The 24,218-nt window shown below is 38.9% G+C and carries 22 protein-coding genes; all 22 read right to left on the bottom strand.

The genetic code is table 11. From position 1 onward, the window contains the following. The coding region (locus N8O80_RS07980) for an MBL fold metallo-hydrolase (protein ID WP_261027732.1) at nucleotides 1-2,296 on the bottom strand (2,296 nt) is incomplete at its 3' end. A gap of 137 nt (nucleotides 2,297-2,433) precedes the next feature. Continuing rightward, a complete protein-coding gene (locus N8O80_RS07985; protein WP_004259723.1) occupies nucleotides 2,434-3,249 on the bottom strand; it encodes a LicD family protein in 816 nt (271 codons plus the stop codon). Between the two features lies 1 nt (nucleotide 3,250). Further along, entirely contained in the window at nucleotides 3,251-4,054 is an 804-nt protein-coding gene (locus N8O80_RS07990; protein WP_261027733.1) for a LicD family protein, read from the bottom strand. A gap of 9 nt (nucleotides 4,055-4,063) precedes the next feature. Beyond that, nucleotides 4,064-5,551 (bottom strand): type IV teichoic acid flippase TacF, encoded by a 1,488-nt coding sequence (tacF, locus tag N8O80_RS07995; protein ID WP_261027734.1) that lies wholly within the window; start codon nucleotides 5,549-5,551, stop codon nucleotides 4,064-4,066. A gap of 523 nt (nucleotides 5,552-6,074) precedes the next feature. After that, complete coding sequence (gene tarQ, locus N8O80_RS08000) at nucleotides 6,075-7,109, bottom strand: teichoic acid biosynthesis protein TarQ (protein WP_261027736.1); 1,035 nt, start codon at nucleotides 7,107-7,109, stop codon at nucleotides 6,075-6,077. Next, nucleotides 7,102-8,571: an O-antigen polysaccharide polymerase Wzy family protein gene (locus N8O80_RS08005; RefSeq protein WP_261027737.1), complete on the bottom strand. Its 1,470-nt coding sequence runs from the start codon at nucleotides 8,569-8,571 to the stop codon at nucleotides 7,102-7,104. Before N8O80_RS08005 ends, tarQ begins: the two co-directional genes overlap by 8 nt. Before the next feature lie 15 nt (nucleotides 8,572-8,586). Then, nucleotides 8,587-9,573, bottom strand: coding sequence for a glycosyltransferase family 2 protein (locus N8O80_RS08010; RefSeq protein ID WP_261027738.1), 987 nt, complete (start codon nucleotides 9,571-9,573; stop codon nucleotides 8,587-8,589). A gap of 1 nt (nucleotide 9,574) precedes the next feature. Beyond that, complete coding sequence (locus N8O80_RS08015) at nucleotides 9,575-10,678, bottom strand: glycosyltransferase (RefSeq protein ID WP_261027740.1); 1,104 nt, start codon at nucleotides 10,676-10,678, stop codon at nucleotides 9,575-9,577. Continuing rightward, nucleotides 10,668-11,504: a LicD family protein gene (locus tag N8O80_RS08020; protein WP_261027741.1), complete on the bottom strand. Its 837-nt coding sequence runs from the start codon at nucleotides 11,502-11,504 to the stop codon at nucleotides 10,668-10,670. Before N8O80_RS08020 ends, N8O80_RS08015 begins: the two co-directional genes overlap by 11 nt. A gap of 144 nt (nucleotides 11,505-11,648) precedes the next feature. Continuing rightward, the gene (locus tag N8O80_RS08025) at nucleotides 11,649-12,959 is read right to left on the bottom strand and encodes an LCP family protein (protein ID WP_261027742.1); all 1,311 of its coding nucleotides are present in this window, start codon (nucleotides 12,957-12,959) and stop codon (nucleotides 11,649-11,651) included. Continuing rightward, on the bottom strand, nucleotides 12,956-13,804 hold the full coding sequence (gene pheA, locus N8O80_RS08030) for a prephenate dehydratase (protein ID WP_261027746.1): 849 nt from the start codon (nucleotides 13,802-13,804) through the stop codon (nucleotides 12,956-12,958). The genes N8O80_RS08025 and pheA overlap by 4 nt, the downstream gene beginning before the upstream one ends. Continuing rightward, nucleotides 13,801-14,277, bottom strand: a complete 477-nt coding sequence (locus tag N8O80_RS08035; protein WP_261019795.1) for a shikimate kinase — start codon at nucleotides 14,275-14,277, stop codon at nucleotides 13,801-13,803. The genes pheA and N8O80_RS08035 overlap by 4 nt, the downstream gene beginning before the upstream one ends. Next, nucleotides 14,270-15,553, bottom strand: a complete 1,284-nt coding sequence (gene aroA / locus N8O80_RS08040) for a 3-phosphoshikimate 1-carboxyvinyltransferase (protein WP_261027749.1) — start codon at nucleotides 15,551-15,553, stop codon at nucleotides 14,270-14,272. The genes N8O80_RS08035 and aroA overlap by 8 nt, the downstream gene beginning before the upstream one ends. Nucleotides 15,554-15,673: 120 nt before the next feature. Next, the gene (locus N8O80_RS08045; protein WP_261027750.1) at nucleotides 15,674-16,816 is read right to left on the bottom strand and encodes a TPM domain-containing protein; all 1,143 of its coding nucleotides are present in this window, start codon (nucleotides 16,814-16,816) and stop codon (nucleotides 15,674-15,676) included. Between the two features lie 18 nt (nucleotides 16,817-16,834). Then, nucleotides 16,835-17,404, bottom strand: coding sequence for a LemA family protein (locus N8O80_RS08050; RefSeq protein ID WP_261027752.1), 570 nt, complete (start codon nucleotides 17,402-17,404; stop codon nucleotides 16,835-16,837). Between the two features lie 343 nt (nucleotides 17,405-17,747). After that, nucleotides 17,748-18,086: a YlbF/YmcA family competence regulator gene (locus N8O80_RS08055; protein WP_261027753.1), complete on the bottom strand. Its 339-nt coding sequence runs from the start codon at nucleotides 18,084-18,086 to the stop codon at nucleotides 17,748-17,750. Nucleotides 18,087-18,096: 10 nt separating this feature from the next. Beyond that, nucleotides 18,097-19,200, bottom strand: a complete 1,104-nt coding sequence (locus tag N8O80_RS08060) for a prephenate dehydrogenase (protein WP_261027755.1) — start codon at nucleotides 19,198-19,200, stop codon at nucleotides 18,097-18,099. Nucleotides 19,201-19,209: 9 nt separating this feature from the next. Continuing rightward, nucleotides 19,210-20,376: a chorismate synthase gene (aroC, locus tag N8O80_RS08065; protein ID WP_261027757.1), complete on the bottom strand. Its 1,167-nt coding sequence runs from the start codon at nucleotides 20,374-20,376 to the stop codon at nucleotides 19,210-19,212. 9 nt (nucleotides 20,377-20,385) lie between these two features. Then, the gene (aroB, locus tag N8O80_RS08070) at nucleotides 20,386-21,453 is read right to left on the bottom strand and encodes a 3-dehydroquinate synthase (protein ID WP_261027759.1); all 1,068 of its coding nucleotides are present in this window, start codon (nucleotides 21,451-21,453) and stop codon (nucleotides 20,386-20,388) included. Nucleotides 21,454-21,471: 18 nt separating this feature from the next. Then, the gene (locus tag N8O80_RS08075) at nucleotides 21,472-22,326 is read right to left on the bottom strand and encodes a shikimate dehydrogenase (protein ID WP_261027760.1); all 855 of its coding nucleotides are present in this window, start codon (nucleotides 22,324-22,326) and stop codon (nucleotides 21,472-21,474) included. Beyond that, nucleotides 22,316-22,993 (bottom strand): type I 3-dehydroquinate dehydratase, encoded by a 678-nt coding sequence (gene aroD, locus N8O80_RS08080; RefSeq protein WP_000767765.1) that lies wholly within the window; start codon nucleotides 22,991-22,993, stop codon nucleotides 22,316-22,318. The genes N8O80_RS08075 and aroD overlap by 11 nt, the downstream gene beginning before the upstream one ends. Then, nucleotides 22,990-24,153 (bottom strand): class I SAM-dependent rRNA methyltransferase, encoded by a 1,164-nt coding sequence (locus tag N8O80_RS08085; protein WP_261027762.1) that lies wholly within the window; start codon nucleotides 24,151-24,153, stop codon nucleotides 22,990-22,992. The genes aroD and N8O80_RS08085 overlap by 4 nt, the downstream gene beginning before the upstream one ends. Between the last annotated feature and the right edge of the window lie 65 nt (nucleotides 24,154-24,218).

Below are 24,218 nucleotides of genomic sequence, written 5' to 3' on the forward strand. Positions count from 1 at the left end.
TATCAAACCATTTCCAGCCAGTCTGCATGGCTCCAGACGCACTAAAGTAATATTGCTTGCCATCTACTTGATTGAGGTCAACCAACATAATGCCATCTTCAGGATTTAGATAATACCAGACGCCTTTGTCTTTTATCCAACCAGTTTTCATGGCTCCATTTGATTCAAAGTAACGGTAATGATTATCAAACCATTTCCAGCCAGTCTGCATGGCTCCAGACGCACTAAAGTAATATTGCTTGCCATCTACTTGATTGAGGCCAACCAACATAGTGCCTTCCTTAGCTTCAAGATAATACCACTTATCATGATCTTTTAGCCAACCTGTTTGACCAATTCCTGAATCAGAATAAAAATACCAGTTCTCCTCAAGTTTCTGCCAACCAGTCTGCATGGCTCCACTTGTACTCAAAAAATAACGCAATCCACTAATCGTATGGGCACCAGTCTGCATGATACCTTCTTTGTCCAAATAGTACCATTTTTCATTATCCTTAACCCAGCCAATCTTCATCGCACCAGAACTTGAATAGTAATACCAGTTCTTATCCATTAATTTCCAACCAATTTGCATCGCTCCACTTGTGTTTAGATAGTAACGAATTCCACTGATTTCTTGATTTCCGGTTAACATGATACCATCTTTGTCCAAATAATACCATATATCTTTATCTTTAATCCAGCCAGTTTTCATTGCTCCAGATTCTGTATAATAGTTCCATTTTCCATTGACAGAAACCCAGCCAGTCTGCATCACACCTTCTTGATTAAAGAAATAAGTTGTTCCATTTATAATTTTTTTACTAAGTGAAGGGACTCCATTCTCATCGTAATAATACCATTTTCCTAACACTTTTTTCCAACTAGAAGGTTTACCATTAGATTGAAGGGCGCCATTACTAGCAAAGAACATTTTTTTGCCGTTAAACTCGTGCAATCCTGTTAACATTTTTCCTTCTTTATCAAATAAATATTTTTGTCCAGAAATTTCCACTAATTCATTATATTTCCGAGCCCCTGTAGAGGTAATATAGTACCAAAAACCGTCTTTCTTAAACCAACCGGCTTCTTGCATGCCTCCATTGTTGTTTAGGTAATACCAATTTCCATCAAGCTTTTCTCTAGAATCTTTCAAATGCAACCATTTTCCAGCTTGCATTTGTCCTTGTCCATTAAAGAAATAATAAACACCGTCTATTTTTCGCCAACCAATCGTCATTTCTCCATCGAACAAGCGATATTTCCAGTAACCTTCTTCTTTATACCATTTTTCTCTAACCGTCGGTATATCGGGGAAAACTTTCGAAACATCAGTAAACCCTTCTTCATCTATATCAAAAACAGTCGCATCTTTTGTATGACTAAAAGCTTTTACTATTTTTATATTCTTTTCTCGTAGTAGAGTCCTAGTAGATTCACGATTAATATCTGATCCACTTGTCTGAACAACAATACTTGGTAATAAATTATTAATAAAGTTAACTGTATTAGAAATGTTAGCATCATAGTGATGATTCCATTTCATCATGTCTACTTTACCAATTACAGGACCTAACTTATCTTCTGCTCCCTCAGCATTATCCAAGTCTCCACCAAGATAGATTCTCTTACCTGCTACTTTCACAACTGCTACAATTGAGTTAGAATTGTCATCAAATACCCTTTTTAGATTTCCGTTGCTATCATACTCATTTTTATAGTTATACAGCTGAATATCCATGTCACCTAAAGTAAAATGACTATCTTTATCTGAGATATCTTGTATTAATTTTACACCACGTTCAGTAGCAGTCTTTACAGCATTATCGTAATTATAAAGATTGTCCCACAACCTCCATTTTGTTGTAATACGTTCATCAGCGTATCTTTTTAGATAAAATCTATCAACAGGATAATGTTTTAGTACCTCATCAGCAGAACCAATATGATCACTGTGGACATGAGTACCCAAGATAAAATCTAGCTTTTCAACACCAACTTGTTTCAAATGACGGAACAATCGATCCTCTAAAACTTGGTCATTGTCCATGGTTATTCCCCACCTATCTGGATAACGTGGGTTACTTCCATCTGGGAAATCATAATCCTCACCCATATCAATTAAAGCAAAGTGTCCCCTGCTTTCTAATAGAATAGCATCACTCCCTGACTTAGATTTTAAATTAATAAAATGGATTCGATTACCATCCCCTGCGGAAATGGTATCCGCATCGACTGAAGATAATTTGGTAGCTATAATTAAAGTGCATATGAGAAAGATAAATAATATTAATTTTCTTTTCTTTAAATTCTTCATTGTATGTCACACTTTCCTTTATCATTTCTATAAAACATAATTTTAACCCATTTTCATATCAAGCTTTGTATATGAATTGTACTGTCCTGATTTTCCAAAATAAACAACCAAAAGATTCGCTCTCTTATAAGCCTGTGCTACTTCTCTATCTTGCGATAAGCTTTAATACTATGACTATACCATTCTTGCATTTCCTTTGATGGTGGTGTCATATAATCCCCATACATCTGGGTTAAAAAGACATCATAATTTTTAGGAATTGGTAACATTCTTCCCTCAAACTCTGTTAAGATTAACTCTTTGAAAGTATTTATTTGGAAAACACCCTTCATTCCCTCTTTATCAACTCCAACCATTCCCTCATATTTCGGCTGTTCTACAACACTATTCTTAACTAACTTATCTATTTTCTTATAGAAGTATCTCGGATTGACAAATCGGAGAGCGTACCAGCTACATAATCTAAGAAAATCTTTTAATTTGCTGTCACCGTGAACTGCGCGTGATTTTTTGATATAAGCTAGTTGACGAAGGGCCACATACTTATAACTCTTGTCGACAATGCTCAAATCTGTAAATCGATCAATTGGAAAGACGTCGATAAAGAGACTGGTGTCATGACGTTTGTACTTAACATGGTCTTCGATAACGGTAGAAGTATCTAAAATCGATGCAAAATTATGGAAGTACCAAGAAGAGGTGTCATAAGAAAGAACCTTATAGCGAGGATGATCTTCTTCCTCAATAATCTTCAGTAAACGCTCATAATCTTCACGATAGAGAGAAATATCAATATCATCATCCCATGGAATCATACCTTTGTGGCGGATAGCTCCAAGCATGGTTCCATAACTTAGAAAATAAGGAATATCATGTTTCTTACAAGTTTCATCAATATAGTCTAGCAGGGCTAGTTGAATTTCTTTAATTTCTTCTTTTTCTAAATATTGCATCCTAATCCTCCAATTTGTAGGCATGAAATTCATGACTGTAGAAGCGTTTTTCTTCAGGTGGTAAGGTCATATAATCTCCGTAAAATTGTGTCAAAATAGTATCAAACTTTTCAGGTGCGGGAAGATTTAAATTCTCAAAGGGTAAATCGATTGTTTTATCGAAGGTACCACTTGGGAAGACTTCCTTTTCCTTAAATTTAGAAGGGATAAAAGCCATGTACTGCCCATTCTCACAACTATATTTTTGAATTTCTTTCTCGATTTTATGTGCGAAATAACGAGGAGAAACAGGTCGAAGGAGCAACCAAAAGGCTGTTCGTATCCAATCTTTCAGAAGGCTGTCCTTATAGACAATATTTTTATGTTTACTGAAAGATAGAAGTTTGAAGCTTTCCAGTTTATAACAAGTATCAATGACCTTAGGATCATCAAAGCGATCCATAGGGAAAATATCGATAAAGACACCAGAATCATAGGTTTTTGTATTTCGAGTATCGATTATTTTAGTCGTACTGTCGGTTATTTTGATAAAGTTGTTAAAGTAGTTCTCATCAGTTTCTAAGGATAGGAGCTTATATTTGCTTTTTTCCTTTTGGAAAATGGTAATAAATCGTTGGTAGTCTTCTCGAGGCATGGATAAATCAATATCGTCGTCCCAAGGAATAAAGCCCTCATGTCGAACCGCCCCAATCAGAGTACCGTAGTTAATAATATAGTTGATATTGTGCTTTTTGCAGAGAGTATCAATATAATCCAAAATTTCTAATTCAATTTGTTTGGCATCTTCAATGCTAAGTTGTTTCATTTTAAACTCCTAAGATTTTTTGAATTTATTTTTTAAGGCTAGGACATGGTTTAAAAATTCATAGAAAATGCTATCTTTGGTGAAGACAAGTAGTCCAATATAAGAGATGGCTGATAGCAAGACAATCAAACCAGTATTAATCAAAAATGGCAAATTAATGACCATATCCACAGGATACAAGAAATTAATAAGGAAGTAGATTCCTACAAAGGAAAGTGAAAAGAGCGAGTATCGAACGGTATAGCTAAAGATATGTCCTAAGTGGATGAGCTGTTTTCTATGGATGAAAATGATATAGAAAACAAGTAGAGAGGCCTCTGATAGCATAGTTGTCAGTAAGTAGTATTCAGGAGCCACGATGTGGTTAAAAAAGAGGAGACTATTTAAGCCCAAATTGAGTAATCCTGCAAAGACTGTATAGACTGTGATTCGTTTTTCATAGCCATTTGTAAAGAGAATTTGAGAACCAAGAATGGTATCCAGTGCCAGGATAATCGTACGAAAAGCGAAGAGAGAGGTTAAGATACCGCCTCCGATATATTTTTCACTACCATAAAGTAGGATAGCATTTGGTCCTAAAACCATGAGTCCGAAACTGAGTGGAATGATAAAGAAGTTAAAGATTCGACTTCCTCTGTTAACCAGAGAAACATAGGCTTCTTTGTCTCCTTTACCCAAATAGTAACTGAGACGAGGTACACTCACTCCGATAGCTCCTGTTACAACCCCAGCTATAACGGTCACAATTCGCTGAGCCATGGTATAGTAACTAACGTTGACATCAATCCCTGTTTTAACGAGGAAGAGACGATCCAAAAAAGTAAAGAGCATATTGGCATTGGCAAAGACCAACATAGCCGTAAGAGGGAGAAAGAGCGGTTTAAAATCACTTAGGTGAATCTTAACAAGCTTAATGTCTCTTTTAATCCAAAAATAACTAATCAGATAGTTAATCAATGTCGATAAACTCATTACAAGTGTATAGACAACAATATCGTGTTCATTTTTGACAAACAGGAAAATAGAGACCAGCATCAGAATACGGATGAAGGCAGTCTTGTAAAAAAGAAAACTGTAATTTTCCAGAGCTTCATTGACCCATTCGATTGAAAATATCTGGGCAATGAGTTGAATCCCCATAACAAGGTAGACTTTTTTGATGATTGGATTATCATTAAAGAAGAGAGGATAGGCAAGGACATAGACAGCGGTGGTCAGAATCGTACAAGCGATGCACAAATAAAAAAGACTAGAGAAGGTTCTATTAAGATCTTTTTTGTTATCCTTGACATTACTGATAGCTCGCAAACCGTAGTTATAAACTCCATATGTCGCAAAGGGCAAGAAAAATGACAAAATAGTGTCAACTGAGTTGAAGTAACCATAGTCAGTTCGGTCCAAGACACGCGCGACATAGGTTCCAGTTAGGATGGGAAAAATAATATTTAAGACACGAATTCCCATATAAGATAGAGCATTTAATTTTATACTTTTCATTCAATTTACCTCGTTTTTCATTATATCATAAAGTTAGCTAAAATAAGCCTTTTGTTTTTAACAACTAGTTTTTACTTATTCTTGATCATTTTTAGAACTCAAATCCCTCAATATTTAAGATTAAAAACTAACTTTTTGAGCGTTTCAAATAAAATTTATTGGACTTGAATCAAGGCAAACTATATCATAAAAAACAAATAACTCCAGTTGGGATTGACAATACAAAATTGTCAGAGACTTAATTATTTAGTTGCAGTATGATTGTTGTAAAAAAATTGAATGTTAATGATTGATATCTATCATAGAAGTCTTTTCAATTAGCTTCTTACCATTCTTTTGGTTAAAAATATATCGGATTTGTTAATTTTTCTTTACTAAAGAAGTCTTAGTGACTACCCGATTTTCAAGCAAGACAACAAAATAGGCTCCATAATATATATAGGGGATTTACCCGCTACAAACATTATAGGGCCTCAAAAGCAAACCTCTTGTCCAACTTTTAATACATAATATATCAGAATGCTTATAATTTAAAGGTTGCTACACCGAGGATAGAACGATTTAAGTTTCGAAGAATTTGAAGACTTTGCTCAAATTTCTTATAACGAGTTACTCCGTATTCTTCAACAAGAAGGACTGTATCTCTTTCTAAAAGAGATGGTACGTCCTGTAAATCTACAAAATGAATTCCTTTTAAAACCTCTTGATTTTGTTTCAATTTATCTAGGATAGCTTTATTTGAGCTAACGATAGTCAACTCTTGACCAGAGTTTTTGTATGACAAGACATCTGCTAGATTAGCCATTGTTGTAATCTCTGTCACAAAATCAATTTGATATTGAGAAAAATCACTTGCTCTATTGATTGTTGGGTTAAAGAGATAAACCAATACATTTCCCATCACAACCAAAATCACACAGACAACTCCAATAATTGCTAAACGAAGAAGCAGATTCTTCACATTTAATCCAAGCGCTGTCTCACCGTTTGCGTTCAATTCTTTAGAGTTGATGGTTTCCAATTTTTCAATTTTCACGTTTGCATAGGTATTTTTAAATTTATCAACCAGTGCATCAATCTTTTTCTCTAACAAGTCATTGGCGTCTTTACTTGGTGTCAAAATTTTCACACCAACCCCTGCATCGTCAATCATATAATAGACGGTCAATTTTTTCCACCAATAGTCGCTTGTAGAATTTTTCAAGGTTGACTCTGTCGTATCCAATTCACTGGCAATTTTTTTCAACTCACTCGGTTCTACATCATTGAAAAGATAAGCTCCATTTAAATTCCCTTCAATTAATTTCCCATAAAAATCACTATACCCACCAATTTGATGATTCAAAATCGTTTTGGCTGAATCTTCCGGAGGTGTAATTTTATAGCTGATATAAGTTGAATAACTTGTTGTGTCTTTGACAGTGTTTTTATTCTTAACTGCTTTAATTGTAAATGGTACAGCAATGATAGCAAATAAAGTGATAAGAGCTAGAATATTTGCTTTTCGTTTTTTGTAAAGATTCGCAAATAAATCAGCTACTGAATAATGTTCAAACATGATTTTTTTCTCCTTTGTTTAGTAGATACTGGTTTTCTTTAGTAAGCATTTTTGCTACGAATATAATCACAAGAACAATTCCCCAGAATTGCATTGTAAATAAACTGAAGAAACTTTCTGAAAAGCTACTTCTTGGCATAAAGAATAGATTATTCAAGATGAGTAAAGACAAGGCAAATAGGATTGTTCTTGAGCGATAGGCTGCTTGCAACATGGCTATAAACAATACACCAAGTAAGAGACTAAGTAGAAAGACTCCTATCATACCATAGTCGGTATACAACTCCATAATATAGCTACTTCCGATACCATGTCCTTTCAAGTATTCCTTGTTCAAGACAAGATAGGATAGATTATGGGCATAACTATTACTATCAATAGCTAGTTCCACACTATTGGTTGTATGTTCAAAGGCTTTTCCTCCGAAAATGGCTCCCAAACTCCCCCTTGCAAAATAATCAATAACAGGCCCAAAAGTAAAATTGCGTAAATCTCGGTAAGGTAGGCTACTGTTAAATAGAAAACCTCGAGCCAAAACACCAAAACTGGTTCCTTGTTTATAGATAAAGTCAAGCAGGATATCCCAGAAACCTGTATGGGAAACCTGGACATTATCCCGTACATAATTGAGCACTCCCATCGCTAACATGAGAATAGGAGATCCGACAAAAATCGCTAACTTTTCTTTAAACCCAATCCATTTTCCTTTTTCAGTTTGCTCCCGCATAAAGTAATAAACAAAAGAAAATAAAATACTTAAAATAAAGGGATTTCGTGTCCCGATCGCCAAATGAATGGTGTTGGCTACAATGAAGGATACCAACACTGCTGTCGCCTGCCATTTCTTTGGTTTAGTTGCCAGATACATACACATTGCATAGACCGTAAAGGTAGACAAGATGTAGGTAAAATAAGGCAGTTTACTTTCGAAATTTGCATAGTAGGCATAGTAGGACGTCTGCAAGCGATACAAGAGCCGTTCAAATAACCGAAGTAGATAGAATGGATAGGTTAGAAGAAAAACTCCTAGCGATACAAAGCGCAACCGCTTGATATAAACTTCTTTTAGAGAACTTCCTATCTTGGGTACTTTCATTTGCTTCCTAGCTATAAAATAACGAGCCAGGATGCCTCCTGTCGTCAAGCCCAGAATCGAAACCATGACAACTATAAAGGCAAAACGATAGGCAATCGGATGATAGGTATCCAAAGCACCATCTCTAAAATAATCAATGGTCGGCCTTGATACTAGAAATACAAAAATAGTTAAAAAGAAAATAAAATGGATTAAGTAATACTTGATATCATTCCAACAAGCAATTAAGCTACTAACCAGTAGGAACAATAAAGTAGAAAGCAAGCTAACATTGTTATTATTAAATAGATACACAATTCCACTTACTAGCGTCAAGGCATAACTGACTATGGTCAAACTAAATAATAATCGTTTTCCATCAATCACTTACTCACCCCCGTTCTAATGTAATTTTTTAGATTTTTCAATATTTTTCAGTAATAAGAATCGGTATAAGGAAATATTTATGAATAGAGCCAAAGCACTAATTCTTCTCCCCTTACGGAAAATAGGATTCTTAGCAATAGCAATGGCATGGCCTTTTAAAAAACGATGAATCTGGGAATAGGCTTCAAACTGTTTATATTGGTGATCCAACAACATTTTATCAAAAACAACAAAATAAGCATGAGACAGTCTAAAAAACGCTTCAGTTTTTAATTCTGGATAACATGAAATTACATAGTCATAGAACAATTGATATACATCTATACAAGTAAGGTCTTTCTCGGAAAAAGATTTTGTTGTAGAACTTGCCCCTCTATGAAAATAATAATAATAGGGTTTCGTATTAACCACATATTTCTTAGCCAACTTGATTAAATCAAAATGATAATAAGCATCTTCATAAATTAATCCTTTCGGAAAAGATAACTGTCTAGCAATATCAGTTTTTATTAACTTGTTACAGATACTACCTGGTATTTTTTCACCTATGAGATATTCTTTCAAGAATACTTTAGAATCACAGACAAAATAGTCATTCTGATTGGCTGACTGTGGTCTCTCATCATTAGCATAGACATTCATGACACCACAGCTAGAAACATCCGCATCTTCTTGAATTAATTGCTCATATAAACTCTGAATCATTTCTGGATGGATATAATCATCTGAGTCAATAAAAATTAAATATTTACCTTTGGCACGACTCTGACCATAATTTCGTGCTTGCGATTGCCCTTCATTATTCCGGTGGTATACTTTTATACGATTATCAACTAAAGAAAATCTATCGGCAATGACTCCACTATCATCCGTTGAACCATCATCAACCAGAATGATTTCCAGATTTTGATAAGACTGCTTCTGAATGGAAGCTATCGATTTTTCTAGGTACTGTGCCACATTATAGACTGGCACAATGACACTAATTAATGCAGTTTCCATGCTACTCCTCTAATAGTTTTTCTACTTGTTCGATTTGTTTGGCAATTGTAAATTGCTGAATAAATTGGCTAGCCTCATTGACATCAAAATTTGAGGCAGAAGTCATGTAGTCAATAATTGCCCGAGCTGCCTCTTGGTTGCTTTCAATGATTTGTCCAAATCGACCTTCTTGGGATAATTCCTCAGCCCCTCCAACATCTGTAGAGACAAAAGGAAGTCCTAGACTCAAGGCCTCCACATACACTCCAGGAAAACCTTCTTGTTTAGACATAGACAAGAGAACTTTCATCTTAGATAAATACTGGTAAGGATTTTTTTGATAACCAAGGAAATGTACATAGTCTTCAAGCTCATACTCTTTGACGCGTTTTTTGAGTTCCTCTTCCATATCACCAGCCCCAATAAAGTAGAGATGATAGTTTTTTCCCTCTTGGTGTAATAACCTTATCACTTCCACTACACGGTCAGAACCCTTATTTTCCTCAATCCGTCCAATAGTACAGATACTTTGAGGTGCAATCTCGATATTTATCTTCAATTGAGATTTTTCTAGAATACTTTTAAAATCATATCCATTGTAGATCGTCTGTAATTTCAAAGCATAGTCTGGATAGACTTCCTTGATAGAATTGCTGGTCTTTTTTGAAATTCCTACAATGGTATCCGCAGCATCCAACTGGCGTCTATGTGATTCTCTTTTGGAGCTATCCTTAAGAAATTCTTCGATACTTCCATGAATCCAAGAGATTTTCTTGACTTCTTTTCTTTTAGAGAACAAAAGTGGAGGATTCATAATGGTAAAGGAAACTTCAATATCATAGTCATCTTTCACCAGCAAGCGACGTGTCAGTCTTGGAAAATAAATTCTCATTCTCCACAAAAGAGCTCGAATCCATCTGGCTTGGCGATAATCCTGAAGGGATTTTAAAATACCTACATGCTTGGGAACAGATTCGTATCCCTTGTCAAAATGCTCCATTTCAAGAATGTCAATATCATACTTTTCGGGATCCAGATGTGAAACAATTGTCGAAAGAATCTTTTCTGCACCGCCTCCGAGAGAAAAAGACCACATAAAAAATAAGATTTTTTTCTTAGCCACCATATTCTCCCTTGTACTCTCTATAACTCTTATCCATATCAGCGATAACAGCATCATGATGTGGTAGCTGCTTATCTGCTGGTGGAGGTGTCATATAATCCCCAAAAGCAGTGCTGAGATAGGCATCATAGCCGACTGGAACGGGCATCTCTGTCTCTTCAAATGGCAAGAAGAGATTATCTTCAAAGGATGCGATTGGGTACTTGTTTCTCATGTAGCCAGGACCAGAGCATAACTCCGTGATTCCATCGCTCTCAGCCAGACTGTACTTGGTCATTTCTTTTTCAGCTTTTTTCCAAATGCGATAACGAAGAGATTTTGGTGTCACACCCAGTAAAATGCGACTCCCCCATTTCATAAGTGCGCCATGCTTTTCTGGAACAGTTTGCGCACAAAAAAGAGAATAGATGAGGGCCCAACGAACCTGTTTTTTCCGCTCAGCTGGATTTTTCGGATAATAATCCAAAGGCAAAACATCCAAAGCCAGACCATGTGGTAAATTCAAATCCTGCTGGTAAGGTTTGATACAGGTGGTTTCCTTGTCACGAATGGTAATAAAAAGATTACGATCGACAAAATCCTTGTTACTCTTTGACAAGAAATAACGCTCATCTGCATAACGAGGCCATAATTCTGCCAATTTTTCATAATCCTTACGGGGCATAAAAAAATCTAGATCATCATCCCAAGGAATGAAACCTTTGTTTCGAAGGGCACCAATAGCACCTCCACCACAAAGATAACAAAGCAGATCATGTTCTTTACAAAATGCGACGAAATATTCAGCCATTTCCAGACTACGAGCCTGAATCGCTTTCAAATCACTCATGTCTCTCCTCTTCTATTCAATAACGAGTTATATCGTTTTATTATACCATAAAAAAGCCTTAAAAATCCATCAAACACTAAGAAAAATCAAAGTTCAAACCACTATTTTACTGGTGATTCGAACCTTGATTTTTCCTGTATAATTCTATCTCATCCTCATCTGAGAAAGTTTAGTTTGATATTTATTTTGGTCTACTAAGAGTGCCTGTCCTCCATAGACATCATAGGCATCTACCCAATCACCTAGTTCTGGAACTGTTAATCTCTCAATACCATTTTGCGCTCCATCTAGGAAGGATAAGCCATTGGTCAGTAGGAAACTATAAGGAACATTCGTAGAGGTCATCCCAAAGACCTTACCAAGTGCTTCTGATCCAGTAAAGAGTTTAGTTGGATCCTTGAGCTGTTGCAGAACAGCTGTCAACACTTGCTGTTGTCTCTTGGTACGACCGTAATCACCTTCATCATCATCACGGAAGCGAGCATAATTGAGCAAGGTTGAACCATTCATCTGTTGTTTTCCAACTTTGATAGTCTGGGTTGGAGACTCTGTTTCTGTAGCATGCAAGTCATCTCCGACTGTAGCTTCGGTTAAAGGTTGACCTTCTAAGGTTGAGAATTTGGCATCAATCGTCACCCCATCAGGGAAGAGAGTGTCAATAGCGGTTGCGAAGGCCTGAAAATCAACCAAGGCATAGTACTTAATGTCCAAGTCAAAATTATCTTTCAATACTTGGCGAACCAGTTCTGCCCCTTTTTGGCCTTCTTGTTCCCCTAGTTCATAAGCTACATTTAACTTGTTATCTGTTTGTTTCTTCCCATTGATAATCTTACTATATCCATCAATATAAACTAAGTTATCACGCATGAAGCTGACCAGCTTAATTTTCTTATCTGAGCCACCAACGTTTAAGACCATAATAGAGTCCGTTCTTGTTTCAGCACTATTTTGACCGATCCGTCCATCCGTCCCCATAATCAAAATATTGACCCCATCCTTGGTATCTTGACCATGAAAAACTTCTACTTGAGCTGCCTTAGCATTGGCAGGTTTATTTGGATCCGCATTTGAATAGCCTTTTAGGAACATAAAGATCATGCCAAATCCGACACAGGCTAGAAGGGCAAGCAATCCTGCAAAAATGCGCCCCCAACGAATCTTACGTTTTTTGGGCTTAACCTTTGGAAGAGAATGACTTTTCTGGTATTTTTTTGCACGACTACGGTTACCATAGGATGGAAGAGGAGACTGATTGACTGGTTCCATGAAAGATTCTTCCAAATCGTAATTTTCATGATGAATTTCTGGAGATGCTTTACTACTGCTAGCCATATTTAACTTACCTTGCAGGTAAGCAAACTCTTTTTTCTCTCGCTCATTGAGGTAATGAATGTTCTTAAAAAGATAGTCATAACGTAACTGCTCGTGATGGTTTAAAGGATTTTCTTTACTCATCTTCTCTCCTTTCCATTGTCTGATATTGGATAAATGGGATAGGCACCCATTACTTTATACTGGATTCCAATCGCTTCTAATTCTTTTTGGGCAAAGTGGACCAGATTCTTATCGGCATAGTCCACATCGATAATGAAAAAGTATTCACCCAGTGCTGTCTTGAGTGGACGACTTTCAATTTTTGTCAGGTCAATTCCTCTCCAAGCAAAGGTCGAAAGAGCCTTGTAGAGGGCACCGGGAAGGTTGTCCGGCAAGGTCAAGGCCAAACTCATTTTTTCAGTTTGTGCTTGCAAGGGAATGGTTGCACCTTCAGCTCCCAAAACCCAGAAACGTGTGAAATTGGCTTCCATTTCCTGAATATCTTCAGCAATCAGTTCTAAGCCATATTCTTCTGCAGAACTTCTAGGCGCAATTGCTGCAAAGGGCTGGTCTGGATGTTCGGAAATAAAACGAGCCGCATAAGCTGTACTAGCTGTTACCTCGATTTGGGCATCTGGATATTGTTCATCGATGAATTTCTTTCCTTGAGCCAAAGCCTGTGGATGAGAAAAAATCTTTTCAATCTTAGTATGACCTGGAACCACCATCAACTGCTGGTGAATGGGCTGAACAATTTCTGCTACTGTATGGATGCGAGCCTGATGAAAAAGATAGTCCAAGGCTTCATGAACACTACCCTCGATAGAATTTTCAACTGGCACCACAGAATAGTCCACCAAACCTTGCTCATAGGCCTTAATAACATCTGTAATGTTGGCAAAGGCCTGCAATTCCTCCTGAGGAAAAGCTGTCTGCACTACGTGGTGTGAAAATGATCCCTTGGGACCTAGATAAGCAATTTTCATCTCAGTTCCTCTATAATTTCCTCTGGGCTTAGCTTGGTCACATCCAAAACCCGACTGGCAACTTCCTCATACCAAGTCTGTCTTTCTTGGAAAATAGCTACAAGTTCTTCCTTGCTATTATTTAGAAACAGCGGGCGCTGATTGTCCTTATCAGCTGCTATGCGTTGGTATAGGGTGTCAAAATCAGCTTTCAGATAGATGTTATCAGAATTGGTCTTGAGTAAATCACGATTTCGCTGAGAAATGACCACTCCCCCACCAGTTGACACAACTTGATCTCTTTGTAGTAAATCAGCTAGGATTTCTGATTCTATCTGACGAAAGGCCTCTTCTCCCTTTTCCGCGAAAAATTCCGCAATGGACATTCCTAAACGCTTCTCTATCAGAGCATCCATATCAAGGTAATTAGGGTCCAAGCCTCTTGCAATAGTCGATTTACCAGCCCCCATAAAGCCTAATAACACCTTAGCCATGAATCAAGCTCTCCAAATCATCAAAGAAGCTAGGGTAGCTGGTATTGATGGCTTCTGCACGATCAAGCTTCACCTCTCCATCTGCAACCAAGAGGGCTGCGATGGCTGTCATCATACCGATACGGTGATCTCCAAATGTATTGACTCTAGCACCGTGAAGGGCTGATTTCCCTTTGATAATCATTCCATCTGCTGTAGGTGTGATATCCGCACCCATGCTATTTAAAGCGTCTGCCACAACCTGAATGCGGTCTGTTTCCTTAACCTTGAGCTCCTCAGCATCCTTGATAACTGTTACACCTTGGGCTTGAGTCGCAAGCAGAGCGATAACTGGCAATTCATCAATCAAGCGTGGAATCAAAGCGCCACCAATCTCTGTTCCTTTCAAGTCAGAAGACTCAACAGTCAAAGTAGCAGATTTAGCGACTGGGTCAATTTCAGTAACTTCTAATTTTCCACCCATGGCGCGAATGACATCAATGATACCAGTACGCGTTTCGTTGATGCCCACATTTTTAAGCACCACACGAGAATTTGGAACAATCAAAGCTGCGACTAGCCAAAAGGCTGCACTGGAAATATCTCCTGGAACAACCACCTTTTGTCCTGTCAATTTTTGCGGTCCTTGGACTGTGATTTTCTTGCCATCCACACTTAAATGACCACCAAATTGTTGCAACATATCTTCAGTATGATTACGAGTGCACTCTTTTTCGATAATAACAGACTCCCCCTGAACCTGCAAGGCCGCAAAGATCAAGGCGGACTTGACTTGGGCAGAGGCAATTGGCAACTCATACTGAATAGGTTTGAGGTTTTTCGTCCCTTTTAAGTGAAGAGGAGGCAGGTCTCGCTCAGTTTGTCCCGAAATGCTGACGCCCATTTTTTTCAATGGAATCGTCACACGGTCCATAGGACGTTTGGAAAGACTGTCATCTCCAAACATTTCTACTTCAAAGTCTGCACCAGCAAGAACACCTGAAATCAGGCGAATCGAAGTTCCAGAATTTCCCATATCAAGGGCATTTTGGGGCGCTTTTAAGCCTTCCATACCTACACCTTGAATGGTAATAACCTCATCTTTATCCTCAATCTCAACACCAAGGTCACGAAAGACTTGCATGGTCGAAAGAACGTCGCCACCTCGCAGAATATCATAAACCTTGGTCTCACCCTCAGCCAAACTTCCAAAGATAATGGAACGATGGCTGATAGACTTGTCACCTGGAACTCGGATACTGCCGTGTAAGCGGCGAATGTTTGTTTTTAGTTTCATACTAGACCTCATACTTGCAATACTTTTACCTATTTTATCATAAAAAGCCAGAAATTCCTTAAAAATTTCTGACTTTATGATAGTTATTTTCTTATTTTAGCAATTCTTTTCATTTTCAATTTACCAACTATCTGAAGAGCCTCCACCATCAAATCCACCGCCACCCCAATCATCTGAAGACCAAGATGAACTAGAAGTACCAGAATCATATGAATCTGATCTACCATAAGAACTTGACTGTACTCTTTGTGAAGCATAGTAGCTTTTTGTGAGCTCGGAAGTCCAAGAATCATTCCTCACAAAATCGTTATCGTTTGGGTAGAGTTTCCCCTTCCCATTATAAGAGTATTGAGAGCGATTAAGCCTATCTAGGTGCTTTCTTTCAACTTCTGCGTAGTATGCTTCTAGAAGTAATGCAGTCCAAGTATCATTAGGCAGAAAACCTTTTGAGTCTGGATAAAGTTTATTATATCCTTCGTACTGATATTGAGACCTAATTAAACGCTTATTTTTTTTATAGTCAGATTTACGTTCTTCAGTCCACGTATCGTTAGGTACAAAGTCAGGAAAATCTGGATACAGCTTCCCTTTTCCCTCGTACTCATACTTAGAAAAGCGACATCTTTTTAAGTACCTGATCCACGTTGCTAAACTTAGTAAAAGAAAGAACAACAGATAGAACAATATCGGAAACGGAATGTAATCGAAGTACTTACTAAAGCCTTCATTATTTTTTAATGATTTTTCATAGCTTTTTGGAAGTCGATTATTCTCCGTCTTGTTTATGATTTCAGCTTTTCTAGACTCCGCTTTAGAAATACCTACTAGAATTTTGTTAAGGGCATCAGTATATTTCCCTTCTTTCATGTATGGCTTAGAATCATTTAGTAAGGAACTGGCCATAGAGTCAGTAAGCCAAATTGCTGCTTCGTTGGATGTTTCAATACGAAACTTCCTATCCTTTATAGCAATAGCAATTAAAATTCCACTGTTAGAATCTTGTTTCCCAACTTTCCATTTGCGTGCAACCTCATTGGCTACCTCTTCGATACTGAAACCGTCCAGAGTATCTACAATGTAAATACCTACTTGGGTTTCACTTCCAGAATTCATACTCTCTAACGTTTCTGCAACACTAGTGGTTAAATAACCGTTAGGATCGTAAATACCATTTAAAGGACGATCTGGAATAGCTATATTAGCCGCAACAAGAGGCATAAAAAAGAATAAAGGGGTAATTAAGAGTAAAAGTAACTTTTTCATAGGAGATACCCCACAAGACTAATCAGTTAAATTGACTTTAGGGACAACCTTTGCATCTTTCTCTGCTTCAATTAACTCAGCTCTTTGGAAACCAAACAAACTAGCTATCATATTAGTGGGAAAACGTCTAATGGTCTTATTATATTCTGTTGCAGTATCGTTGTAATCTTTACGAGCAACGAACAAACGATTTTCAGTTCCCTCAAGTTCTGATATTAGAGAAGACACTTGTGTATCGGCTTTTAACTCAGGATAATTTTCTTGAACAACTAGCAATCGGGAAATGGCAGTCGTTAATTCGCTCTCCCCTTCACTTTTTGTTTCTTTATTTCCTGATCCAATCTTAGAACGAGCATCCGCAATCTTTGTAAAGATGTCCTCCTCGTGCTTCATATATCCTTTTACAGAATTTACAACATTTGGAATTAAGTCAGCCCTACGTTGAAGTGCAACTTCAATCTTCGAGTTTGCTTGTTTCACAGATTCATCTTTGCTAACAAGACTGTTGTACGAACCTGTCAACACTATAATACTGATGAAGATAATTCCTACAGTAACTCCTATTAGAGCAATTAGTTTTTTTGACATATTTTTTCCTATTTTCTATTGTTCATCATTTAACTAAAATTTATCGATAATAAAAATCAATCTCTTTCATAATTGTTTCTATATTTATTATCTCATCAACAATTTCTAACTTATCAATTGAAGTTGAAAATAACAGTTATAAGCTTTCAAATTCGTTTTGTATTATAGTTATGATTTTCAATAGCCTATTTAATTTGTTTTGTATTTTGTTTATTAGTAAAGGCATTCATCCCCAGAGTCATTCTTAAACGAACCACGCTAATAACTCTAACTAATACAGTAGTTACCAATAATAATCATACGCTTAAGAAAATACCTATAAGTAATGAACAAAATAATTTTCTTATTTTAGTAATTCTGAAACTGGTTCGAAAACAATTTTTTCAATGTCAGAAAGGTAAATGGCCAATTGTTGTTGCTTGGTAAAGAATTCTGACAAGAGGCTATTCCCCTGAATCTGCTTGCCAAAGCCTTCCATCTTAGCTTGGAAGGAAACGTCTGGCATTTGACCTGTCTGAGCCAGTCTTTGAATTTCCTCTTGGAAAGCAACATATTCTGTAAAGATTTTGCTTGCCTCAGCATCTGCTGAAATAGCATCTTTAGCTGCTTTGACAGCCTTGTATTCTGGTAATTCGCGTAGACCGCGACTGAGTTCGTTTGCACTATCGTAAATATTTGACATGTTCTTCTCCTTACTTGATGACGACTGTGTAGTCGGTATTTTCTGTTATGAGATGCTCAGCTCTTTCCAAGTCTTGAGCATTTTTAAATGAAATTTGTAGGATCCCGTGAATATCCTCACGGTTTTCCTCATTGATGTGGATATTAACCAAGGAAGTTCCACGTAACAGTTCCAAAATCCTCAGGATGACATCTTCTTCATCGGGAACGTCGACATAGAGGTCATAAGAGCTATCCACACCGCCACGCTTATGGATTTCCATGGCCTGACGTTGCTCACGCGCTTGGTTGAAAAAATTCCAGATTTGCTCCTCATCTCCCTTGCTGATGGCCTGACCAACCTCATCCAAACGCTCCTTGAAATCCGCAATTCGATCCAGAATAGTTTCACGATTGGACAAGAGAATGGAGGTCCACATACCCGGCTCGCTTTCCGCAATCCGAGTCATATCTCGAAAACCACCTGCCGCAAAGCGCCTTGCCATCTCATGTTCTTGAGCATAAACCGCGGTCTGCTCCATGAGACTAGAAGCCAGAATATGAGGGAAATGGCTAATCTGAGAAGTCACACGATCATGCTCCTTGGCATCAATCTCGATAAAACGAGCATGAAGACCTGAAAGTAAGTCCCTCATTTCCTCAAGCGTGTCCTGACTTGTCAGGCTTGAAGGTGTAAAGATATAATAGGCATTTTCAAAAAGATTGACATCCGCAGAAGCAGCCCCTGTCTTGTGACTACCAGCCATGGGATGAGCCCCGACAAAGCGAACAGGTTTGCCAGCCAAATAGTTCTCCGCCGCATCCACAATAGCTGACTTGGTCGAACCGGCATCTGAAATAATGACCCCTTCTTTCAAGTCCAAGTTGGCCAATTCCTTAATGAAAGCAATGGTTTGTTTGATTGGCAAGCTGAGAATGATGATATCTGCCAAAGGAGCAAAACTGGCAAAATCATCTGTTGCACGGTCAATCATGCCCTCTTTCAAGGCAATATCTCTCGAAGCTTGACTACGATTATAACCTAAAATTTCATAATCTGGATGATTGCGTTTGATGCCTAGGGCCATCGAGGCACCGATCAACCCGAGACCTGCGATATAGATTGTTTTTGCCATAGGAACTCCTTAATAGTTCTTTGTATAGTCTCGGTGTTTGGCTACTGCTTCTTTTAATTCTTCTAGATTGTCTGATGAGAATTTTTCAAGGATTTCTTGTGCCAGAACCGTTGCCACAACGGCTTCCATGACCACACCGGCTGCTGGAAGAGCGGTCGGATCACTTCTTTCGACTGTTGCCTTGTAGGGTTCATGGGTTTCAATATCCACACTCATAAGTGGTTTGTAGAGAGTAGGAATGGGCTTCATCACGCCTCGAACAACGATGGGTTGCCCATTAGTCATACCACCTTCAAAGCCCCCTAGATTGTTGGTACGGCGAGTATAGCCGTCTTCTTTAGACCAGAGAATTTCATCCATGACCTGGCTGCCTTTACGATAACCAGCTTCAAAGCCAAGACCAAATTCCACCCCTTTAAAGGCATTGATAGAGACAACTGCTTGGGAAAGTCTGGCATCCAATTTTCTGTCCCATTGGACATAGGAACCAAGACCAACTGGAACACCTCCAACGACTGTCTCCACAACCCCACCGATGGTATCACCGTCACGTTTGATTTGGTCAATATAGTCCTTGATTTCCTGTTCTCTTTCTTGGTTGACAATAGAAACTTCAGACTGGGCAGCTCTTTCCTTAATCTCAGCAACTGTGAGATTCTCAGGAACATCGATTTCCTTGCCACCAAAGACTACGACATGGTTGGCAATTTCCATATCCAGCTCAGCCAAGAGGCGTTTGGCTACTGCCCCAACTGCCACCCGCATGGTGGTTTCACGGGCAGATGAACGCTCCAAAGAATTTCGCAAATCATCAAAACGGTACTTAATGCCCCCAACCAAGTCGGCATGACCTGGACGTGGATGGGTGATTTTCCGTTTGCTTTTAAGGCGGTCTTCAATGTCCTCCGCAGACATGATATCCAGCCATTTTTGGTGGTCCTTATTGATGACATCCATGGTAATGGGAGCCCCAGTAGTCCTCCCATGGCGAACACCCGAAGTAAAGATAACTTGGTCGCTCTCAATCTTCATACGACCACCGCGGCCGTATCCACCCTGACGACGTTTCAAATCCTCATTGATATCCTCAACTGTCAAAGGAAGTCCAGCTGGAATTCCCTCAATGATAGCTGTCAGACGGGGACCGTGTGATTCTCCTGCAGTTAAATATCTCATACACTCTCCTTATTTTACCAAGTAGTCTTTCATCTCTTCCAGAGAAACTGGGTGAATGGCCGCTGAACCGAGCTCTGGCACTAAGACCAATTTCAAGGTATTGCCACGCGCTTTCTTATCATGTGTCAAAGCCTGATAAAGCTTGTCAACATCCCAGTTTTCATAGTCAACAGGTAGTCCAAATTTCTGACATATTTCTGTGATGGACTGGGTAATGCCAGCTGGCATGAGGCCTTTTTCCTCAGCAACCTTGGAAATCTGTACCATGCCCATGGCCACAGCTTCTCCATGCATGACCTTTCCATAACCAGCCGTTGCTTCAATGGCATGGCCAATAGTGTGGCCAAAATTGAGGTAAAGGCGAACACCGTTATCCAACTCATCCTCAACTACCATCTTGCGCTTAACCTGACAAGAATGTTCAATCAAGGTCTCTGCATATTCCAGAATGCTCTCCACAGAACCATCCAGCTCCGTCAATAGAGCCCACAGTTCTGTATCCTCAATCAAGCCATATTTTATAACCTCACCCATTCCTTCAATCAACTCTCTTTTTCCGAGCGTTTCAAGGACAAGTGGGTCGATCAGTACCCCGTCTGGTTGGGCAAAGGTCCCTACCATATTTTTAGCAAACGGAGTGTTGACACCTGTCTTTCCGCCGATAGAAGAATCAACCTGAGCTGTCAAACTAGTCGGAATCTGAACAAAATGAATACCCCGCATATAGGTAGAGGCTACGAAACCAGCCAGGTCCCCAACGACACCACCACCAAGAGCCACGATTCCATCGCTACGAGTCAACCCCTGCTTAACTAGAAATTCATAGACTTTCTGAACAGTGGTTAAATTCTTTCTTTCTTCCCCTTCTAAAAAGTCAAAAACTGCTACCTGAAAACCAGCATCTTCTAGGCTGAGCTTGACCTTCTCTGCATAAAGAGAAGCTACATGGTTATCTGTCACAATGACTACCTTTTGTGGTTGCCAGAGTTCTCGCAACCATTGACCAGCCTGAGCCAGACAGCCTTTTTCAATCTGTATATCATAAGGATGATGAGGAATATCGATTCTGATTTTCATAGGAGAGTCTCCTTTTCTTTATTGGTATTTTTCTTTTAAGGACTGCCAAATCTCTTCTGTCGGCATTTCCTTGCTTGTCCACAGTTGAAAAGCTTCTGCAGCTTGATAGAGCAACATTCCCAGACCATTGACGGCTGGATTACCCTGACTTCTGGCCCATTTTAAAAATGGCGTTTCAAAGGGTTGGTAAATAATATCTGCCACCAAGATAGTTTCTGGCAAATTGATGCTTTCAGGAACTGGGGAGGATTGACCATCCATCCCTACACTTGTCGCATTGACAAGTAAATCCGACTCAGCAATCCTTGCTTGCAGTTCAGGAACATCTTCTAAAGCATACAAGTCTACCTTAAAGCCTGTTTGCTCCTGTAACTTGTCTAGGTAAGGTCTTGTTTTTTCCATAGAAACTGAACGAACAAAGAGCGAAATCTGACTGACACCATCCAAAATAGCTTGCGCTATAATGGACTTGGCCGCACCACCTGCACCCAGCAGGGTCATCTTTTTACCTGAAATTGTAAAAGAAGGCAAGCTCTTAAAAAATCCCTTGCCATCTGTATTATATCCAATTAAATTGCCATTATCATTGACAATCGTATTAACCGCACCGATCAAACGCGCTTCATCGCTCAGCTCATCCAAATAAGGAATCACTTGCTCCTTATAGGGCATAGAAAGGTTAATTCCAAACATCTGGTAGCGACGAATATTAGCCACCGTGACTTCCAAGTCAACCGCTTCAATCTCCCAAGCCACGTAAGCACCATTGGTAGCTGTCGCCTCAAAGGCACTATTGTGGATAAAGGGGGAAATAGAATGTTTAATAGGATTGGCAACAACGGCAGCTAAACGTGTATAGCCATCAAGCTTCATCCAAAATCTCCCGAATTTTTTTCATGTTAGCTAAGGAAATCTGACCTGGGGCACTTGCCTCATCAAGACTAGCAAAGGACCAGCTAGAACCAGTCACATCCGCAGTGATACGAGAAACTTTGCCCACCTTGCCCATAGAAATGGTCACATACTCCTGTTCAGGATTGAGGGTTTTAAAGCCTCGTGTATAGTTCATCAAGTCTAAGACATCCTGCTCTGTGTGAGCCATCACTGCAACCTTAACAAGTTTTGGATTTAGGCTCGTCAACTCTGATAAGATTTCCATCATATTTTCAGGTGTTTCTTGGAAATTGTGGTAACTCAAAACAAGATTTGGGAAGTCCAGCATTTCCTCAAAAACATCCTTGTAGCTGTAGTACTCAAAATCAATATAGTCTGGTTGATAGAGTTGCGCCACTTCCTTGATTAGATGGATATATTCTTCTGGAGAAAGGTCGATTTCTCCCCCCTCAGAGCGAGTTCGTAGCGTGAAAACCAACTCACGACCTGCGAATTTTTCAAAAATCGCTGGAGCCACCTGCAAAATCGCTTCCTTAGGCAGATAGTCGGCACGCCATTCAATGATGTCGGCATCCAGGTACCTCGTGGCGTCCAGAGCCTGGGCCTCCTCTAAACTTCTTGGCATTACTGAAACGATTAATTTCATTTACTAACCTTCATACTAATCACCTTGAGGTAATTACTACTTTCATCTTTTTTATTATAGGCAAAATCTGCTGGAAGACCGTATTTATTTAAAATCTGGTAACTTCTTCCTGCAAAGCCTTTATCAATTTGTTCTGTAAATTTCTGGCGGGATACATTGGCAGCATTGGTGCTGGCAATAATAATACCGCCCGGATTTAAAATCTCAAGACTTTGGGATATCAACTTATGATAATCCTTGGCCACAGAAAATGTTTGTTTTTTGTTCCGAGCAAAGCTAGGCGGATCTAGGACAATCACATCATAGGTCAAGCCTTTTCGCTTGGCATACTTGAAATACTCAAAAACATCCATAACTATAAAACGATGGTCGTCTGTGCTGATTCCATTAGCCTGAAAATGCGCTTGAGACAATTCTCGTGAACGTTTAGCTAGGTCAACCGAAGTAGTCTGGCTTGCTCCTCCCATGGCCGCAGCCACTGAAAAGGCTGCTGTGTAGGAAAACATGTTGAGCAAGGATTTACCCATAGCCAACCCATCCACTAAACTACCGCGAACTTCATGCTGGTCTAGGAAAATCCCTGTCATCAAGCCATCGTTCATAAAGACTTGATACAGAACACCATTTTCCAAAACAGTGAAGAAGTCAGGTGCTTCTTGACCATAAACACGGGCAGATTCATAGTCCAAACCCTTAAAACGGATCTTCTCATATGCTCCTAAAACCTCAGGAAAAACCTGTCTAAAAGCTTCTGAGATAACCTTGCGAATCTGATAAACATAAGAGTTATACCAAGAAAAAGCAGCATAGTCGCCATAAAGCTCCACTGTCAGACCGCCAAAGCCATCTCCCTCTTGGTTAAAGAGACGAAAGGCAGTAGTCAAATCATCTTGATAGTAGGCACTTCTCTTTTCTTTAGCTTGTCTAAACAGCGTTTCAAAAAAAGCTTGATTGAAGGTCACCTTGTCTTTGCTGACAAACCAGCCCAAGCCCTTGTTTTGCTGAGAAAGGTAGGCAGTTCCAAGAAAGTTTCCACCTTGACTATGAACTTCTACTTCCTGATCCTTGAGATGAACATCTGCAAGATCGCTGGCTTCCAGTAAAACAAGCCCCTTTGCGAGCTTCTTTTCAACCCTTTTGCTGACTCTTATTCTATTCATAACTACCATTATATCAAACTTTTAGGCAATTCTCAAAAAAGAAACTACCCTTGCTTTTTTACTCT

This window comes from Streptococcus mitis, from assembly GCF_946190155.1.
Lineage (GTDB): Bacteria > Bacillota > Bacilli > Lactobacillales > Streptococcaceae > Streptococcus > Streptococcus mitis_CL.

Bases quoted from the DNA above. Each gene is read 5' to 3' on its own strand.
- N8O80_RS07985 (WP_004259723.1), bottom strand. From the start codon at position 3,249: ATGCAATATTTAGAAAAAGAAGAAATTAAAGAAATTCAACTAGCCCTG.
- N8O80_RS07990 (WP_261027733.1), bottom strand. From the start codon at position 4,054: ATGAAACAACTTAGCATTGAAGATGCCAAACAAATTGAATTAGAAATT.
- N8O80_RS08055 (WP_261027753.1), bottom strand. From the start codon at position 18,086: ATGTCAAATATTTACGATAGTGCAAACGAACTCAGTCGCGGTCTACGC.
- aroA (WP_261027749.1), bottom strand. From the start codon at position 15,553: ATGAAACTAAAAACAAACATTCGCCGCTTACACGGCAGTATCCGAGTT.
- N8O80_RS08060 (WP_261027755.1), bottom strand. From the start codon at position 19,200: ATGGCAAAAACAATCTATATCGCAGGTCTCGGGTTGATCGGTGCCTCG.
- N8O80_RS08010 (WP_261027738.1), bottom strand. From the start codon at position 9,573: ATGGAAACTGCATTAATTAGTGTCATTGTGCCAGTCTATAATGTGGCA.
- N8O80_RS08045 (WP_261027750.1), bottom strand. From the start codon at position 16,816: ATGAAAAAGTTACTTTTACTCTTAATTACCCCTTTATTCTTTTTTATG.
- aroD (WP_000767765.1), bottom strand. From the start codon at position 22,993: ATGAAATTAATCGTTTCAGTAATGCCAAGAAGTTTAGAGGAGGCCCAG.
- N8O80_RS08085 (WP_261027762.1), bottom strand. From the start codon at position 24,153: ATGAATAGAATAAGAGTCAGCAAAAGGGTTGAAAAGAAGCTCGCAAAG.
- pheA (WP_261027746.1), bottom strand. From the start codon at position 13,804: ATGAAAATTGCTTATCTAGGTCCCAAGGGATCATTTTCACACCACGTA.
- N8O80_RS08035 (WP_261019795.1), bottom strand. From the start codon at position 14,277: ATGGCTAAGGTGTTATTAGGCTTTATGGGGGCTGGTAAATCGACTATT.
- N8O80_RS08075 (WP_261027760.1), bottom strand. From the start codon at position 22,326: ATGAAGCTTGATGGCTATACACGTTTAGCTGCCGTTGTTGCCAATCCT.
- N8O80_RS08015 (WP_261027740.1), bottom strand. From the start codon at position 10,678: ATGGTGGCTAAGAAAAAAATCTTATTTTTTATGTGGTCTTTTTCTCTC.
- tarQ (WP_261027736.1), bottom strand. From the start codon at position 7,109: ATGTTTGAACATTATTCAGTAGCTGATTTATTTGCGAATCTTTACAAA.
- aroB (WP_261027759.1), bottom strand. From the start codon at position 21,453: ATGAAAATCAGAATCGATATTCCTCATCATCCTTATGATATACAGATT.
- tacF (WP_261027734.1), bottom strand. From the start codon at position 5,551: ATGAAAAGTATAAAATTAAATGCTCTATCTTATATGGGAATTCGTGTC.
- N8O80_RS08050 (WP_261027752.1), bottom strand. From the start codon at position 17,404: ATGTCAAAAAAACTAATTGCTCTAATAGGAGTTACTGTAGGAATTATC.
- N8O80_RS08025 (WP_261027742.1), bottom strand. From the start codon at position 12,959: ATGAGTAAAGAAAATCCTTTAAACCATCACGAGCAGTTACGTTATGAC.
- N8O80_RS08020 (WP_261027741.1), bottom strand. From the start codon at position 11,504: ATGAGTGATTTGAAAGCGATTCAGGCTCGTAGTCTGGAAATGGCTGAA.
- aroC (WP_261027757.1), bottom strand. From the start codon at position 20,376: ATGAGATATTTAACTGCAGGAGAATCACACGGTCCCCGTCTGACAGCT.